The sequence below is a fragment of the Streptomyces sp. NPDC044044 genome (assembly GCF_056434405.1).
Map to the genome: position 1 here is coordinate 918,136 of NZ_JBWKFG010000003.1, position 16,845 is coordinate 934,980.

Annotated in this window: 10 protein-coding genes and 1 pseudogene; 4 read left to right on the plus strand and 7 right to left on the minus strand. The window is 72.8% G+C overall.

Features of this window, described 5'->3' with window-relative positions:
- Nucleotides 1-20 precede the first annotated feature (20 nt).
- From AC07AG_RS15110 to AC07AG_RS15130, 5 genes and pseudogenes are all read right to left on the minus strand, one after another.
- Nucleotides 21-2,075: a M4 family metallopeptidase gene (locus AC07AG_RS15110; protein WP_478755296.1), complete on the minus strand. Its 2,055-nt coding sequence runs from the start codon at nt 2,073-2,075 to the stop codon at nt 21-23.
- A gap of 389 nt (nt 2,076-2,464) precedes the next feature.
- Nucleotides 2,465-3,154: a DUF4232 domain-containing protein gene (locus tag AC07AG_RS15115; RefSeq protein ID WP_478755298.1), complete on the minus strand. Its 690-nt coding sequence runs from the start codon at nt 3,152-3,154 to the stop codon at nt 2,465-2,467.
- A gap of 213 nt (nt 3,155-3,367) precedes the next feature.
- Entirely contained in the window at nt 3,368-6,103 is a 2,736-nt protein-coding gene (locus AC07AG_RS15120; RefSeq protein WP_478755300.1) for an AfsR/SARP family transcriptional regulator, read from the minus strand.
- 99 nt (nt 6,104-6,202) lie between these two features.
- On the minus strand, nt 6,203-8,110 hold the full coding sequence (locus tag AC07AG_RS15125; protein WP_478755302.1) for an ABC transporter ATP-binding protein: 1,908 nt from the start codon (nt 8,108-8,110) through the stop codon (nt 6,203-6,205).
- A gap of 595 nt (nt 8,111-8,705) precedes the next feature.
- Nucleotides 8,706-10,488, minus strand: a pseudogene (locus AC07AG_RS15130) (ABC transporter ATP-binding protein); the annotation flags it as partial.
- Nucleotides 10,489-10,694: 206 nt separating this feature from the next.
- Between AC07AG_RS15130 and AC07AG_RS15135 the strand changes: the two are divergent.
- The 4 genes from AC07AG_RS15135 (at nt 10,695) to AC07AG_RS15150 (ending at nt 14,301) form a co-directional block, all read left to right on the plus strand.
- Nucleotides 10,695-11,597: an ABC transporter ATP-binding protein gene (locus tag AC07AG_RS15135; RefSeq protein ID WP_478755304.1), complete on the plus strand. Its 903-nt coding sequence runs from the start codon at nt 10,695-10,697 to the stop codon at nt 11,595-11,597.
- Complete coding sequence (locus tag AC07AG_RS15140; protein ID WP_478755306.1) at nt 11,594-12,376, plus strand: ABC transporter permease; 783 nt, start codon at nt 11,594-11,596, stop codon at nt 12,374-12,376. The genes AC07AG_RS15135 and AC07AG_RS15140 overlap by 4 nt, the downstream gene beginning before the upstream one ends.
- A gap of 67 nt (nt 12,377-12,443) precedes the next feature.
- Entirely contained in the window at nt 12,444-13,679 is a 1,236-nt protein-coding gene (locus AC07AG_RS15145; RefSeq protein ID WP_478755583.1) for a sensor histidine kinase, read from the plus strand.
- Complete coding sequence (locus AC07AG_RS15150) at nt 13,672-14,301, plus strand: response regulator (RefSeq protein ID WP_478755308.1); 630 nt, start codon at nt 13,672-13,674, stop codon at nt 14,299-14,301. The genes AC07AG_RS15145 and AC07AG_RS15150 overlap by 8 nt, the downstream gene beginning before the upstream one ends.
- A 9-nt stretch (nt 14,302-14,310) precedes the next feature.
- Here the strand turns inward: AC07AG_RS15150 and AC07AG_RS15155 are convergent, their stop codons facing one another.
- Both AC07AG_RS15155 and AC07AG_RS15160 read right to left on the minus strand, forming a co-directional pair.
- Entirely contained in the window at nt 14,311-15,678 is a 1,368-nt protein-coding gene (locus tag AC07AG_RS15155; RefSeq protein WP_478755310.1) for a carbohydrate-binding protein, read from the minus strand.
- Between the two features lie 196 nt (nt 15,679-15,874).
- Nucleotides 15,875-16,828, minus strand: a complete 954-nt coding sequence (locus AC07AG_RS15160; protein WP_478755312.1) for a LysR family transcriptional regulator — start codon at nt 16,826-16,828, stop codon at nt 15,875-15,877.
- Nucleotides 16,829-16,845: the final 17 nt, after the last annotated feature.

A 16,845-nucleotide genomic window follows, 5' to 3' on the forward strand; every position in this document is an offset into this window, starting at 1 on the left:
GCCTCAAGCCTGGTCAGGGCTTACGGGAACGTCAGCTTCCAGCTGTTGATGCGGCCGACGTCCTGCGCGGCCACGTCCTGGACCTTCAGCTTCCAGGTGCCGTTGGCCACCTCGGACGAGGCGTTGACCGTGTACGTCTCGACGATGTTGTCCGCCGAGTCGTTCGCGCTCGAGTTCTTCAGGCGGTACGTCGAGCCGTCCGGGGCCACCAGGTCGACGACCAGGTCGCCGCGCCAGGTGTGCACGATGTCGACGCCGACCTTCAGCGCGGCGGGCGCGTTGCCCGTGCGTCCGGTGACGTTGACCGACGAGGTGACGGCCGCGCCCCGGTCCGGGATGGCCACATCGGTGGTGTTCTCGAAGTCCGTGCCGCCGCCGGGGCCGCCGCGCGTGCCGACGTTGACCGCGGCCCAGGCATCGCCCACCGCCTTGTACTCGGCGCTGGTGGTGCCGTACAGCTCACCGGCCACCGCGAGGGTCCCGGTGCGGGCCGCCGCGTAGTTGGTGGTCGTGGTGAACTTCGTCGTCAGCGCCTTGAACCAGATGAGCGACGCCTTGTCACGACCAATTCCGGCCACAGGCAGGCCGTCAGAGGTCGGCGAGTCGTACGAGACGCCGTTGATCACCTTGGCGCCGCTGCCCTCGCTCAGCATGTAGTAGAAGTGGTTGGCGACGCCGGACGAGTAGTGCACGTCCACGTTGCCGATGCCCGAGTACCAGGAGTCCTTGGACGCGCCGTCCTTGCTCGGCTTGTCCATGTAGCGCAGCGGGGTCCCGTCGCTGTTGATGTCGATCTTCTCGCCGACGAGGTAGTCGCCCTTGTCCTGCGCGTTGTTGGCGTGGAACTCCACGGCCGCCGCGAAGATGTCGGACGTCGCCTCGTTCAGGCCACCGGACTCACCGCTGTACGTCATGTTGCCGGTGGCCGCCGTCACGCCGTGCGTCATCTCGTGGGCCGCCACGTCGATGGACGTCAGCGGCTTGGCGTTGCCCGCGCCGTCGCCGTACGTCATGCAGAAGCAGCTGTCGGACCAGAACGCGTTGACGTAGTTGTTGCCGTAGTGGACCCGCGAGTACGCGCCGACGCCGTCACCGCGGATGCCGGAGCGGCCGTGCACGTTCTTGTAGTAGTCCCAGGTCAGCGCGGCGCCGTAGTGGGCGTCGGCGCCGGCCGTCTCCAGGTTGGAGGCCTGCCCGTTGCCCCACACGTCGTCCGGGCCCGAGAAGAGCGTGCCGGTGCCTGACGTGCCGCGGTTCAGGTTGTACGTCTTGTGGTTGCCGCGGCCGGTGTCCGTCAGGTTGTACGTGGACCCGGACTGGGCGGACCCCAGGGTGACTTGACCGCTGTACTGGGTGTTGCCCGTGCCGTTCTCGATGCCCTGCCACTGGAAGATCTTCTTGCCGGTGGCCGCGTCCGTGATGACGTGCAGCTCGTTCGGGGTGCCGTCGTGCTGCAGCCCGCCGACCACTGTCTCGTACGCGAGCGTCGGCTCGCCCTTGGCCATCCAGACGACCTTGCGCGGCGCGCGGTCCGCGTCGGTCTTCTTCGAGCCCTCGGCCTTCGCCAGGCCGAGCGCCTGCTTCTCGGCGGTCGACGCCTTCACGTCGGCGCTGGTCTCGACGCCCTTGAGCTCGGCCTTCGCGGCCTTGGTGACGCCCTCGGTCTTCCCGGACTTCGCCTCGTCGACGACCAGGTCGCCGCCGAGGACCGGGAGACCCTCGTAGGTGCGCTCGTAGCGGGTGTGGGTCGTGCCGTCGCCGTCCTTGGTGACGTCACGTACGACGAGCTTTTCCTTGGCGCCGAGCCCGAGTTCCTTGGCCGTGTCCGCCTTGGTGGCGTTGGCGTCCTTGAGGAGCGCGGCACGCTGGGCGGGGGTGAGCTTCACGGGCAGGGAGCCGGGGTCGGCCTTGCCTATCTTGGCGGCGGCCGGGGTCTTGGACGCCGATATCGCGGGGTCGTCGGCCGATGCCGGGCCCGTCTGGAAGGCCACCGCGACAAGGGCGGCGACGGCGGTCAGGGCGCCCGCGGCGGTGGCGCGTCTGTGGGAGGCAGGTCTGTGAGAGGTGCTTCTCAACACGGACTCCTTCTGCGTGGCCGTGGATGTGCGGCCAGGGGGACCGGTCGGCGCGGTCGTGCCGTCCGGGCAGAACAAGGCAGAACGTGGAGCGTGGTGGAGCTGGGAATCGAGGGGAAGAGTGGCACCGGCCCGCTCTGTTTGTCAGGAGTGCGTCAAGAGTTGGCCGGAACTGGTCCGCTGCCCGGTGGGTCACGTTCGATATACGGAGGGGTCGCTCAACGCCAGGGGCTCGCGATTGTTCGAGGTGAAACTTCACGGGGGTGCTCGAAGAGGTGTGGCCGATTCCGGACCCCAACTGGCTGCGGTCCCGGATGAGTTGAGGCAGCACGAAAGCCGGCCTGGAGCGCTGCGTCGCTCCAGGCCGGTGCTCGGTGGCGGGCCGCTGCTCAGAAGTCGTAGGGCTTCGTGGTGTTCCAGTTGGTGACCTCGGCGTCGGACCAGGTGAACTCCGACGGCGCGCCCTTGCCGTCGAAGGCGCCCGTCCCCGCGCCAGGACCGGTGTCGCCGGTCTGGTCGCGCAGGGCGAGGGAGAGCTCCGTCGCGGTGTGGGTCCTGGCGCTGTCGGTGAAGAGGGCCACGGCGGAGTAGACCGTGCCGCCGGGCTTGACCGTGATGCGGGCGGTGCCGCCCGGGGCGTCCTTGGCCGCGTGGGGCAGGACGTTCGAGGTGTCGCCGAGCATCACGGACGGGTAGGAAGTGACCCAGCACGGCTTGGAGTCGGCGTTCGTCGCGGTGATCAGGAGGTGCTCGCCCTCCTCCGCGGGGAAGCGGTGCAGCACGGAGTACGAGAGCTCGTCGCCCGTGCACGGCTGGGCCGCGGCGGCGCGTGCGGGGGCGGCCTTGCCCGCACCGGAGCCCGCGGTGCCCTGCTCGCCGCCGCTCGTCTCCGTCGTGACCGTCGTCCCGGATGCCTTCGCGGAGCCCTCCGCGCCGTCGGCCGTGGCGACGCTCCGGCCCGAACCGGCCTTCGACGCGCTGGTGCCGGAGCCGTCCGAGCCGCCACAGGCGGTCAGGGTCAGGGCGAGCGCGGCGGTGGTGGCGGCGAGGACGGTGGTGCGGATCCGGGTCGTACGCATGATGAGGTTCCCCCGTGCGGTGGTGGTGGTCGTGGCGGTGGTGGTGGTCGTGAGTGCGGAACTGGCTGGCCTTTCCCGCTGTTGACACCACTGTGTCCGCCCCCGCTGGCGTTCCGCTCACGCCATGCTGACGTCGCGCTGACGTGCGAGGGAGGCACCGCAAGCAGGGGTTGGAGGAGGCCTCCTCGCCCCTGTGTCAGCCGCGCCGCACCCTCACGTCCGTTCCGCGAGCCGCACCATCGCCGTGTCGTAGCGCGCCCGCAGCCCCACGTCCGCCGACACCCGCAGCAGCGCACCGAGCGCCCGTACCGCCCCCTCGTCGTAGCCGGACGCCTCCGCCTCGCTCGCCGCGCCCTCCAGACGACGGATCCCCTCGGCCTCGTCGCCCATGCCGATGAGGGCCTCGCCTCCCGCGGTGAGCAGCAGGACACGGGAGGTCGCCGGGGCCTTCGGAGAGCTCTCGATGTCCAGGGCCGCGACCGACGTGTCCAGGGCCGACTGCCATTGCCTGGTGTCCAGTTGATGCCGGGCGAGGTGGTGCAGGGCCAGGCGTTCGGTGTGCCGGTCACCTGCCTCGCGGGCCAGCTGCGCCGCCTGTACGCAGCCCTCGGCCGCCTCTTCCGGGCTGCCGAGCGCGGCCTGGGCGAGCGAGAGGTTGATCAGGGCCGTCGCCTCGGCGCGCCGGTCGCCCGCGCGGGCGGCGATCACCGGGGCGGCCTCCAGGTGCACGAGGGCCTCCTCGGTGCGGCCCTCCTCGGTGAGGACCCACCCGAGCAGGGCGAGCACACGCGACTCCGCGCGGGCGTCCGCCTCGGCCCGAGCCGCCTCAAGTGCCGTTTCGAGCAGGGGAGCCCAGCCGTCGAGGACCCGCCACACCATCTGCGGCCACAGCCCGAGGACGATCCGCCACGTCCTGCCGGGCAGCCCGGCCGCCTCCGCAGCGGCCGCCGCCAGCATCAGGTCGTCACGCTCGGCCGCGTACCAGTCCATGGCCTCGTCGCGGTCCGCGAACGTCCGTATCGCGTGCGGCGGCCGGAAGTCCGAGGGCAGCGTGAAGCACGACTCGTCGCCGGGCTCGGCCGCGTCGGCCGCCGCCAGGGCGGTGGCCACGCTGTGGTCGAGCACCCGGATCAGGGCGTCCGGCCCGGCGTCCAGATCACGCGCGTAGAGGCGTACGAGATCGTGCAAGGTCCAGCGGCCCGGCGCGGTCCGGGTGACGAGATGGGCGGCGGTCAGCCGGTCGAGGGCGGCCTCGGCCTCGTCCGGGTCCGTCCCCGCGAGGGCCGCCGCCGTGAAGCGGTCGACGTGCGTGCCCGGATGGCGGCCCAGGTGCGCGAAGTGGTGCGCGACGTCATCGGGCAGCCGCCGCACGGTGAGCCGCAGCGCCGCGCGTACGCCCGTGTCCTCCACGTCGAGCAGGGCCAACCGGCGTGATTCGTCGGCCAGTTCGGTGCTCATCGCCCGCAGGGACCAGTCCGGCTGGTCCGCGAGGCGGGCCGCGGCCACCCGCAGCGCGAGGGGAAGGCCGCCGCACAGTTCCACGAGCCGCCGGGCGCCCACCGCCTCCGCGAGCACCCGCTCCTTGCCGAGCACCGCGGCGAGCAGGGCCGTGCTGTCGTCCGGTTCCAGTACGTCCACGGGGACGGGCCGGGCGGCGTCGGACGCGATCAGGCCGCGCAGGCGGTACCGGCTCGTGACCACGGTGACGCAGCGGGTGCCTCCCGGAAGGAGCTCCCTGACCTGCTCGGAGCCGCGCGCGTTGTCCAGGACGACGAGGAGCTGCCGGTCGGCGGCGAGCGAGCGGTACAGCGCGGACGCGCCGTTCGCCGACTCCGGTATCCGGCGCGGCGCGACCCCCAGGGCGAGCAGGAACTCGCGCAGCACTTCGAGGTGCGTCGGCTCGCCCGTGTCGCTGAACCCGCGCAGGTCGGCGTAGAGCAGACCGCCGGGGAACGCGGCGCGATTGCGGTGCGCCCAGTGCACGACCAGGGCCGTCTTGCCCACGCCCGCGGGCCCGGTGACCAGGCATACGGGGGCTTCGCCCGCGGCCGCGCGGGACAGGTCGGTCAGTTCGCCCGCGCGCCCGTGGAAGCCGCGGGGCATGCGCGGCAGCAGGTCGACCGTGTCCGCCACGGGGGCGGTGGGTGCGCCGTGCGCGGGGACGGGGGCGACCGCGGCCGCAGCCGGGGCCGCCGCCCCTGCCTCGTCGTCCTCCCCGCGCAGCGCGACCCCGTAGGCGTCCGCGAGCTCACGGCCCGGGTCGACGCCGAGTTCGTCGGCCAGCAGCCGCCGGGTGCGGTGGAACCAGTCGAGCGCCTCCGAGCGGCGCCCCGCACGCTGGAGTTCGCGCATGAGCGCGGCGGACAGCGATTCGCGCAGCGGGTGGGCCTCGGCCTCCGCGCGCAGGACGGCCGCCGCGCGGTTGTGCTCGCCGAGGCGTGCGTAGGCCCCGGCCAGCATCTCCACGGAGGCGAGCCGGAGTTCGTCCAGGGCGTGCGCGGCGGCCTGGAGCGGCGGGCTCGGAAAGGTGCCGCTCAGCGCGGGCCCCTGCCACAGGGACAGCGCCTCCTGGTACATCGCCACGGCGTCGGCCGGCGCGCGCTGGCCGCGGGCCAGCGTCACCAGCTCCTCGAACCGGTGGGCGTCGAGCAGGCTCTCCGGCATCCGCAGGACGTAGGAGGTGCCCTGGGTGACCAGCTCCACCCCGAACATCTCGGCGTCCGCACCCGCGAACAGGACCCGCAGCCGCGACACGTGGCCCTGGATGACGCTCCGGGCGCGCGGCGGAGGTTCGTGATCCCACAGGGTGGCCGTCAGCTGGTCCACCGGCACCGGGCGGTTGGGCCTCAGGAGCAGGGCGGCGAGGAGGCTGCGCCGCTTGGCCGGACCGAGGGGCAGTTCGCCGCTCTCGGTGGCGACGGAGACCGCTCCGAGCAGCCGGAACTCCACTGATGCATCTCCTTCTGGGGGAAAAGTCCAGATTACCGGAGGTGCCCGTGCGGACCGCGCGTCGGCCTGCCCCACTGCCTGCCCCACTGCCCCCCGGGCCTACCCCACCACGCTGTCCCGCCACGCCCGGTGCAGGTCCGCGAACGACCCGCTTCCCGCGATCAGTTCGTCCGGTGTGCCGTCCTCCACGACGCGCCCGTGCTCCATCACGAGCACCCGGTCGGCGATCTCCACCGTGGAGAGCCGGTGGGCGATCACGACGGCGGTCCGGCCGCGAAGCACCGTGTGCATGGCGTGCTGCACGGCCCGCTCGCCGGGGATGTCGAGCGAGCTGGTCGCCTCGTCGAGGATCAGCACGGCGGGGTCGGCGAGCAGCGCACGCGCGAAGGCGACGAGCTGCCGCTGACCGGCGGAGATACGGCCGCCCCTCTTGCGTACGTCGGTGTCGTAGCCGTCGGGCAGCGACGTGATGAAGTCATGGGCGCCGATGGCTTTCGCCGCCTGCTCGACGTCCTCGCGGGTGGCGTCGGGGCGGCCGATGGCGATGTTCTCGGCGACCGTGCCGGAGAAGAGGAACGCCTCCTGGGTCACCATGACGACGCCGCGCCTCAGCTCGGCGTTGGCGAGGTCGCGCAGGTCGACGCCGTCGAGCAGGACCCGGCCCGCCGTCGGGTCGTAGAAGCGGGCGAGCAGCTTGGCGAGCGTCGACTTGCCCGCGCCGGTGGAGCCGACGACGGCGACGGTCTGCCCGGCGGGCAGCGTCAGGTCGAAGCGGGGCAGCACCTCGCCGCCGGTCCGGTAGGCGAACCGCACGCCGTCGAAGTCGACCTCGCGGCCCGGGTGTTCGGAGGCGAGAGCGGGCAGCGGGCGGGCGCGGTCGGGGTGGGGTTCGGGCACGGAGGGGGTCTGGGCAAGCAGTCCTGCGACCTTCTCCAGGGAGGCGGCGGCCGACTGGTAGGAGTTCAGGAACATCCCGAGCCGGTCGATCGGGTCGTACAGGCGCCGCAGATAGAGCACGGCGGCGGCGAGGACGCCGAGCGCGAGGGTGCCGTCGGTGACGCGGTAGGCGCCCCACAGGACGATGCCGGCGACGGCCGTGTTGGCGACGAGCCGGGAGCCGACGACGTAACGGGCCATCTCCAGCATGGCGTCGCCGTTCGACTGCTCGTGGTGGCGGTTGAGCACGCCGAACTCGGCCTCGTTGGCGCGCTCGCGCCGGAAGGCGCGGACCGGACGGATGCCGTTCATCGTCTCGGCGAACTTCACGATGACGGAGGCGATCGCGGTGGACCGCTTCCCGAAGAGGGGCCCGGCGCGACGCTGATAGCGGCGAACGAGCAGATACAGCGGCACGAACGACACGACCGCCGCCGCGCCGAGGCTCAGGTCGAGCCAGAGCAGCATCGCCGAGATGTAGACGAAGGACAGGATGACGGTGACCAGCTCCTGCAGCCCCTCGCTGAGGAGCTCCCGCAGGGATTCCACGTCGGTGGTGGACCGGGAGATGAGCCGCCCCGAGGTGTACTGCTCGTGGAAGTCCACGCTGAGGGCCTGCGCATGGCGGAAGATCCTCCCTCGCAGATCGAGCAGTACGTCTTGATTGACGCGGGCGGAGGCCACGATGAACGCGTACTGGAAGCCACCGGACGCGCCCGCGCAGAGCAGATAGCCGACGCCGATGGCGACGAGCGGCCCGTAGTCGTCGGCACGGACGGCGGGCACACCACGGTCGATGGCGTACGCGACGAGCAGCGGCCCGGCCTGCACGGCGGCCTGCTGCAGGAGGAGCAGGACGGTGGCGACGACGACGCGTCCCCGCAGGGGCGAGAGCAGCGAACGGAGCAGGGCGGAGGTGGCGCCGGGAGGCGCGGGGAGGGTGTCCTTGTCGAAGTGATCGTCGGGGGAGGGGAGTTCGGCCTCCGGGCCGCCGGAAGCGGCGCGCTCGGCTGAGAGGAGGTCTCCCTCGTCAGGCCCCGTGGTACGTGAGGCGGGCGTCGACGCGCTCATCGTGCGTCCTCACCTTCCGCGGACGCGGGGCCCGCTGCTGTCTGTGGGGGTGCGGGCGCGGATGGGGGCGAGGGCGCGGCGGCGGGCTCCGGTTCCACGCCCTGAGCCGCGGGGTCGGCCTTTGCCCTCGTCGGTTCGTGCGCGGGCGGCGGGTCCGTTTCTCCGGCCGTGGGGGCGGTCTTTGGCGTGGTCGGGGCGTGTGTGGGTGCGGCGGGCGCTTTCCCCTGCGCGGGGTCGGCCTTTGCTCTCGTTGGTTCGTGTGCGGGTGGCGGGTCCGTTTCCCCGGCTGTGGGGGCGGTCTTTGGCGTGGTCGGGGCGTGTGTGGGTGCGGCGGGCGCTTTCCCCTGCGCGGGGTCGGCCTTTGCTCTCGTCGGTTCGTGTGCGGGCGGCGGGTCCGTTTCCCCGGCCGTGGGGGCGGTCTTTGGCGTGGTCGGGGCGTGTGTGGGTGCGGCGGGCGCTTTCCCCTGCGCGGGGTCGGCCGTTGCCTTCGTCGGTCCGTGCGCGGGTGCCGGGTCCGTTTCCCCGGCCGTGGGAGCGGCGTCCGCGCTTGTCCGGTCGTGCGCGGACGCCCGGTCCGCTTCCCCTGTCGCGGGAGCGACCCCCGCCCCCGACATCAGCCACGCGTACTCCGCGTTCCCCCGCAGCAGTTCCTGGTGGGTGCCCACCGCGGTGATCCTTCCGTCGGAGAGCAGGGCGACGCGGTCGGCGAGCAGGACCGTGGAGGGGCGGTGGGCCACCACCAGGGCCGTCGTGTCCTTCAGGACGCGCCGCAGAGCCGCCTCCACCAGGGCCTCCGTGTGGACGTCCAGCGCCGAGAGCGGGTCGTCCAGGACCAGGAAGCGCGGGCGGCCCACCACCGCGCGGGCCAGGGCCAGGCGCTGGCGCTGGCCGCCGGAGAGGCTCAGGCCCTGTTCGCCGACCTGGGTGGCCGTGCCCTGGGGGAGTGCGTGGGCGAAGTCGGCCTGGGCGACCTCCAGGGCGCGCTCCAACTCCGCGTCACCCGCGGCCTCTCCCGCCCCCATGAGGACGTTCTCGCCCACCGTCGCGGAGAACAGCGTCGGCTCCTCGAAGGCGACCGCCACCAGCGTGCGCAGCCGCTCGCGGTCCATCTCCGCGATGTCCTCGCCGTCCAGCGTGATGCGGCCCCCGCTCACCTCGTGCAGCCGTGGCACCAGCGCCGTCAGCGTCGTCTTGCCGCTGCCCGTCGCGCCGACGAGGGCGAGCGTCTCGCCGGGGCGTATGTGCAGGTCGATCCGGTCGAGCGCGGGCGGCGCGTCGGGCGGCGCGTCCGGGTAGCGGAACTCCACGCCGTGGAAGCGGAGTCCGGCCGCACCGGACCCCGGGCCCTTGTCGGCGGCGGTCACCACCGATGACTCCGGCTCCGCGTCCATCACCTCGAAGTACCGCTCCGTGGCCGTCGCCGACTCCTGGCTCATCGCGAGCAGGAACCCGATCGACTCCACCGGCCAGCGCAGCGCGAGCGCCGTGGAGAGGAACGCGACCAGCGTGCCCGTCGACAGGTCGCCGTCCGCCACCTGCACCGTCCCCAGGACGAGCGCCGCACCGAGCGCGACCTCCGGCAGCGTCATGATCACCGCGTAGATCGCGGCGAGCAGCCGCGCCTTGACCAACTCCGTGCCCCGCAGCGTGTGCGACAGCTCGCGGAACGCGTGCGCCTGACTGCGGTGACGGCCGAAACCCTTGATGATGCGGATGCCGAGCACGCTCTCCTCGACGACCGTCGTCAGATCGCCGACCTGGTCCTGCGCCCGCCGCGCCACCGCCATGTACCGGCCCTCGAAGTACGCGCAGGCGACCACCAGCGGCAGCAGCGGGGTCAGCAGGACGAGACCGAGCGCCCAGTCCTGCGCCAGCAGGATCGCCATGCCCACCACGATCGTCGTCCCGTTCACGATCAGGAACGTCAGCGGGAAGGCGAGAAACATCCGGAGCAGCATCAGATCCGTCGTGCCGCGCGAAAGCAGCTGGCCCGAGGCCCAGCGGTCGTGGAAGGCCACGGGAAGCCGCTGCAGATGGCGGTAGAGATCCGCCCGCATCGCCGCCTCGACGGAGGCGAGCGGCCGGGCCACCAGCCACCGCCGCAGGCCGAAGAGCAGCGCCTCCGCGACACCGAGCAGCAGCAGGAGCAGCGCCCCGAGCCACACACCCGCCAGGTCCCGGTCCGCCACCGGGCCGTCCACGAGCCACTTCAGGACGAGGGGGAAGACAAGCCCCGTACAGGAGGCGATGATGGCGACAAATGCCGCGCTGAACAGGCGAGTTCGCACGGGTCGGACATACGGCCACAGCCGCAGCAGGGTCCGCGCCGCTGACCCTTCCCGGGTCGGTTCCTTGGTCGGTGCATCTGGTTTCGGCATCAGGAGCGAGCCTACGGACGGCCACCGACGCAGCCCACTGAGTTTTGGCCCGTCCCTGCTCGTCCGCTGGTCCTACGACCAGGCCGCGCCGACCCACGACCAGCCCGCACCGGCGAAGTCGTACCCCTCCATCAACCGATCGGCTGATGCCGCTTCGAGCGCGATGGGCGATGCCGCGGCCCCCGCCCACCGGCGAGGCTCGACCCATGCCCATCATCGAAGTGCAGGACCTGCGCAAGGCCTACGGCGGACGTGCCGTCGTCGACGGTGTCTCCTTCGCCGTCGAGGAGGGCGAGATCTTCGGCGTCCTGGGGCCCAACGGCGCGGGCAAGACCACCACCGTGGAGTGCGTCGAGGGCCTGCGCCTGCCCGACAGCGGAACCGTCCGCGTCGCCGGGCACGACCCCGTCGCCGACCACGACCGGGTCACCCAGATCCTCGGCGCCCAGCTCCAGGAGAGCGAGCTCCAGGCGAAGCTCACCGTGCGCGAGGCCCTTGAGCTGTACGCCGCGTTCTACCCGAACCCCGCCGACTGGCGCCCCCTCGCCGAACGCCTGCGCCTGACCGACAAGCTGGACAGCCGCTTCGGCAAGCTCTCCGGCGGCCAGAAGCAGCGCCTGTTCATCGCGCTCGCGCTGATCGGCAACCCGAGGGTCGTCGTGCTCGACGAGCTGACCACCGGGCTCGACCCGCGCGCCCGCCGCGACACCTGGGAGCTCATCGAGGACGTACGCGACAGCGGCGTCACCGTCCTCCTGGTCACCCACTTCATGGAGGAGGCCCAGCGCCTCTGCGACCGCATCGCGGTCATCGACCAGGGGCGGATCGCCGCGCTCGACAGCCCGGCGGGCCTCATCAGCCGGGCCGCCGGATCCACCGTCATGTCCTTCACACCGTCCGCGCCCCTCGACGAGCGGGAGCTCGCCGCGCTGCCCCGGGTCATCTCCGTCGACCAGCGTGACGGCCGCTACACGCTCAACGGCACCGACGAGACCGTCGACGCCGCCATCACGCTGCTTGCCAGGCACCACATCACCGCCCACCAACTGCGGGTCTCCGACGCCACGTTGGACGACGCGTTCCTCGACCTGACGGGAGCCACGGCATGACCACCACCGCCGTCGCCGCACCGCACACCACCGCGAGGAACAAGGCCTCGGCCGCCGTCCTCAAGGCCGAGCTCCGGATCTTCCGCCGCGAGCCCGGCGCCCTCTTCTGGATCATGGTGTTCCCCACGCTCCTCCTGGTGATCCTCGGCTCCATCCCCTCCTTCCGGGAGACCGACGCCTCGCTGGGCGGCATCCGCCTCGTCGACGCCTACGTCCCCGTGACGGTGCTGCTCTCCCTGATCATGGCGGGCCTGCAGGCCATGCCTCCGATGATCACCGGCTACCGCGAACGCGGCATCCTGCGCCGCATGTCGGCCACGCCGGTCCGCCCCTTTGCCGTGCTCGGTGCGCAGATGGGCATCCACGGCGCCGCCGCGCTCGTCTCGGCCCTGCTCTCCCTGACCGTGGGCCGCCTGGTCTTCGACGTGGCCCTGCCGCGCCAGGCCGTCGGCTACGCGATCGCGCTGCTCCTCGCCGTCCTGTGCGGGCTCGCGCTCGGCGCCATGGTCTCCGCGATCTCCCGCACGACCAAGGCCGCGACCGCGATCGGCTCCGCCGTCTTCTTCCCGATGATGTTCAGCGCGGGCGTCTGGCTGCCCGTGCAGGCGATGCCGGACGCGCTCGCCCGCGTCGTGGAGATCGCCCCGCTCGGCGCCGCGGCCCAGGCCCTTGGCGAGGCCGCGGCAGGCGACTGGCCCGGCCTGTCCCACCTCGGCGTGCTCGCGCTGTGGACCGTGGTCCTCTCGGCGGCGGCCGCGCGGTGGTTCCGGTGGGAGTGACCCGGACGCGGCCCGGCAGGTGACCGACACTGGGAGCGTGAGTACGACGACGGCGGACGCCACGCAGATGATCGAGCGGCGATGGGGCATGTTCCATCGCTGGGGCCCCTACGTCCTGCTCGGGTTCGGCATCCTCATGTCGGCCGCCACGAGCGGCGTCGTCGGCATGGGCCGCGACGCGTGGTACGTGGCGGGGGCCCTGGTCGTCGCCGCCGTGGCGCTCCAGCTGTGGTGGGGCGGCCTGGCCCCCGCCCGCCCAGGACCCTCGCGCGCGGGCGCCGCCTACTACGCCCTGCGCTGGGCGATCGCCTTCGTCCTCACCTGGATCAACCCGTTCTTCGCGTTCTACGCCGTCGTCGGCTACTTCGGAGCCGAGCGGCTGCTGTCCCCACGCCTGGTCAAGCCCGGCCTCTTCGCCACCGCCTTCATCATGGCGGGCTCCCAGTCGGGCGGACTTCCGCCCGACGAGAAACTCGGCTGGTCCGTCTTCGGCGGGCTGCTCGCCGTGAACATCGCGCTGCTCACCGTCTTCGCCCACCTCGCCGAGCAGGAGGAACAGCGCGCCCGCGACGCGACGGCCACCATCGTCGAACTGGAACGCACCAACACCGCACTCCAGCAGGCCATGGACGAGAACGCCGCGCTGCACGCCCAACTCCTCGTCCAGGCGCGGGAGGCGGGCGTCGCCGACGAGCGGCGCAGGCTCGCCGCCGAGATCCACGACACCATCGCGCAGGGCCTGACCGGCATCATCGCCCAGCTCCAGGTCGTCTCGACCGCCTCCGACGAGACCCTGGCCCGCGAACACCTCGGCCGCGCCGCGGACCTGGCCCGGCACAGCCTCGGCGAGGCCCGCCGCTCCGTCCACAACCTCTCCCCGACGGCCCTGGAGCACGACGCGCTGCCCGAAGCGCTGAAGAAGACGGTCGCCCAGTGGGCCGAACGCACCGGCGTCCGCGCCGACTTCACGGTCACCGGACCCGCCGAGCCGCTCCACGAGGAGATCGAAGCGACCCTCCTGCGCATCGTCCAGGAGGCCCTGTCCAACGCAGCCCGGCACGCGAAAGCCTCCCGCCTCGGCGTCACCCTCTCCTACATGGAGGGCGAGGTCGCCCTGGACGTACGCGACGACGGCCGCGGCTTCGACCCGCTGACCCTGGTACAGCGCAGCGGCTCCGGCGGCTTCGGCCTGGACGGCATGCGGGCCCGGGCCGAACGCATCGCGGGCTCGTTCACCGTCGAATCGGAACCGGGCAGCGGCACCGCGCTCTCGGCTCGCGTACCGTTGGTCCGCCATGGCTGACCTGATCACCCTGCTCATCGTCGATGACCATCCCGTCGTACGGGACGGTCTGCGCGGCATGTTCCGCTCCGACCCCTGCTTCGAGGTGCTCGGCGAGGCCGCCGACGGCGTCGAGGCCGTCGCCCTGGTGGAGCGCCTCGACCCGGACGTCGTCCTGATGGACCTGCGCATGCCGGGCGGCAACGGCGTCGACGCGATCGCCGAGCTGGGCCGGCGCGGCGCCCGCTCCCGGGTCCTGGTCCTCACCACGTACGACACGGACTCGGACACGCTGCCCGCGATCGAGGCGGGCGCGACCGGCTATCTCCTCAAGGACGCGCCCCGCGACGACCTGTTCACCGCGGTCCGCGCGGCGGCCCAGGGCCGAACGGTCCTCTCGCCCGCCGTCGCGTCCCGGCTCGTCTCACGCGTGCGTGCCCCTGGCAACGAGCCGCTGAGCACCCGTGAACGGGAGGTGCTCGCGCTCGTCGCCAAGGGCACGTCGAACCGTGCGATCGCCGTCGAACTCTTCATCAGCGAGGCCACGGTCAAGACGCATCTCACCCACATCTACGGCAAGTTGGGCGTCAAGGACCGGGCGGCGGCGGTGGCCACGGCGTACAGCAGAGGCATCCTGGGCTGAGGCCCGGGGTCAGGCCGTCTGCCACAGCGCGGGCGTGTTCGGCGGCTCCCAGCCGGGCTGGGCCTGGTGTCCCTGCAGGCACCGGTAGGTCGACCCGCCGTAGGTCACGGTGTCACCCGCCGCGTAGACCTTGCCCGCGGCCCACGTGCCGCCCGGCTCGGGATCACCGGGGCCGGGGCCGCCCCCGGTGGTCTTCAGCGTCAGGCCGTACTGCTGGAGCAGCGGATTGATCGGCTGGTGGAAGGTCGTCCCGCCGCTTGAGCAGTTGCCCGAGCCGCCCGACGTGACGCCCTGCGCCTGGCTCCCGGATATGTAGGAGCCGCCCGAGTCGCCCGGCTCCGCGCAGACCGTCGTCCGCGTCACGCCGCTGATGGTGCCCTCGGGGTAGGTGACACTGGTGTTGTGCTGCTGGATCGTGCCGCAGTGCCACCCCGTAGTGGAGCCGGAACGGCAGATCGACGCACCCACCGGGGACTGCGTGGAGCCCCCGACGCCGACCCGTTGCCCGCCCTGGCCCTTCACGTACGGGGTGGCGGTCCACTGGGAGTTGACGGCGACCCAGGCCATGTCCCTGCCGGGGAAGATCGACGCCTGGAACGTGCCCTGGGCCACCTGGTTGTAGCCGCTGGTCGCGGTGCCCGCGCGCCCGCAGTGGCCCGCCGTGGCGAAGCCCTGCTGCGTGCCCTTGGTGATCGGGAAGCCGATGGAACACCGGCCGCCCATGTAGTACGCGTCGCCGCCCACGAGGTCGTACAGCGGGCGCGGCCGGTCCTTGGCCCTCTCGATCCGTACGAGGGAGGACGCGACGCCCGCCGTGGAGACGAGGGACTCGGCGGCGGCGGTGTGCACGGCGCGCACCACGACCGCGTTGGACCGCACGTCGACGTACCAGACGGGAGCGTCGCGCGTCGCCGTCCGCTTCGCTGCCCGGTCCAACTTCCCCTTGGCGGCGTCCAGTTGAGCCGTGGAGTGCCGCACGACCTCGGCCCGCGCACCCCGCGCCTCGATCGCGGGGACGTCGGCGGCGTCGGTGGTGGCCACGGTGAGCCGCGCCGACGTGGCGCCGTGCACCCAGGCGCCCGCGAAGTCACGGCCGAGGGCGGCCCGCAGGGCTCCCGCGGCGGCGCCGGCCTCGGCCTCGTTGACCAGACGGGCCTCGGCCTGCGCCGACGTGAGGCCGAGGTCCCGCTGCATGGCCTTCAGGACCTCGGGCGATGTCCTGTCGACGGCGGCGGTCTCGGCGGGCGATGGCAGAGAGGCGCGGGCGGGATCGGCCTGGGCGTTGGCGGTGCCGGGCAGACCCGCGAGGACCAGGGCGCAGGACGCGGCGAGTGCGGCGCAGGCCGCCGCGGCGCGTCTGTGGTGGGTGGGGCGCATGGGGGCGTCTCCTCGGTTGCGAGGGGGTGAGCGGACCGGTGAGGGGGTCGGTCAGCGGATCGCCCACACCGTAGAAGCCTCAACTGCCTGCCAGTAGCTGTCAGTCGACCCCCTGCCCCGGCGTTATGGAACGCGCCACGCGGTCACGCCGAGGCCCCACCAGGCAGGTCAGGGAAGGCGGGGCAGGGAAGGCGGGTCAAGGGAGGCGGGTCGAAGGCGCCGCGAGCCACGCCGTGTAGCTCTCGCTGCGCGCCGCGGCCTCGGCGTGCGCCGCGCGGGCCTGCGCGAAGACGGCGGGCGCCGTGTCGCGGGCCGGGGCCGTCGGATGCCAGCCGAGCAGATGCCGCCAGTACAGCGGCGCCCCGGCGAGCGGCCGGGTCACCAGGCCGTGCGTCGGCGGGAACGTCGCCCGGCAGAGCCCCACCGCCCGCCCCACCTGGACCAGATGGACACAGGACGCGACATCCGTCTCGTAGACGGACGACGGAGTGAACCCCGCGCGGGCGCACGCGGCGGTGAAGCAGTCCGCGAAGCAGCCGTCGCCCGGCACGTCCGTCCACGCCTCGCCCGCGAGCGCCGCCAGGTCGATCTCCCGGCAGCCGGCCAGCGGGTGCCCGGTGGGCAGCATGACGAAGACGGGGTCACGGGCGACCTCACGCCACACCAGCAGCTCGCTCTCCGGTGGCGTGCTCGCCCCGCAGGTCCCCACCAGCGCGAAGTCCAGGCGCCCGTCGGCCGTGCGGGAGGCGATCTCCCGCTCCGACCAGGAGGTGTGGGTCGTCACCGGCACCCCCGGGTGCGCTGCGGCGAGCCGGTCCACCAGGGCGCCGAGCAGCGGCCCGTGCGTCGCGCCGAGCCGGAACCCCGCCCCGCCCTCCCAGGCCCGGCCGAACCGCAGCGCCTCCTCGCGCAGGCCGCTGACCGCGGGCAGCACGACCCGGGCACGGGCGAGCACGAACTCCCCGAGCGGGGTGGCGCGCACCCCGTGCCGCCCCCGCTCGAAGAGCTCCCCTCCCAGGGCGCGCTCGATCCGCTTCAGCTGTGCGCTCAGGGCGGGCTGCGCGAGCCCGAGCACGGTGGCGGCCTTGGTCAGGCTGCCCGCGTCGGCGATCGCCCGGATCGTCTTGAGGTGCCGCAACTCCAGGTCCATGGGCCGAGCTTGACCCG

What these genes read in the sequence shown, in the direction of transcription:
- AC07AG_RS15145 (WP_478755583.1), top strand. Translation starts at nt 12,444, where the DNA reads ATGATCGAGCGGCGATGGGGCATGTTCCATCGCTGGGGCCCCTACGTC.
- AC07AG_RS15135 (WP_478755304.1), top strand. Translation starts at nt 10,695, where the DNA reads ATGCCCATCATCGAAGTGCAGGACCTGCGCAAGGCCTACGGCGGACGT.
- AC07AG_RS15150 (WP_478755308.1), top strand. Translation starts at nt 13,672, where the DNA reads ATGGCTGACCTGATCACCCTGCTCATCGTCGATGACCATCCCGTCGTA.
- AC07AG_RS15125 (WP_478755302.1), bottom strand. Translation starts at nt 8,110, where the DNA reads ATGAGCGCGTCGACGCCCGCCTCACGTACCACGGGGCCTGACGAGGGA.
- AC07AG_RS15115 (WP_478755298.1), bottom strand. Translation starts at nt 3,154, where the DNA reads ATGCGTACGACCCGGATCCGCACCACCGTCCTCGCCGCCACCACCGCC.
- AC07AG_RS15160 (WP_478755312.1), bottom strand. Translation starts at nt 16,828, where the DNA reads ATGGACCTGGAGTTGCGGCACCTCAAGACGATCCGGGCGATCGCCGAC.
- AC07AG_RS15140 (WP_478755306.1), top strand. Translation starts at nt 11,594, where the DNA reads ATGACCACCACCGCCGTCGCCGCACCGCACACCACCGCGAGGAACAAG.
- AC07AG_RS15155 (WP_478755310.1), bottom strand. Translation starts at nt 15,678, where the DNA reads ATGCGCCCCACCCACCACAGACGCGCCGCGGCGGCCTGCGCCGCACTC.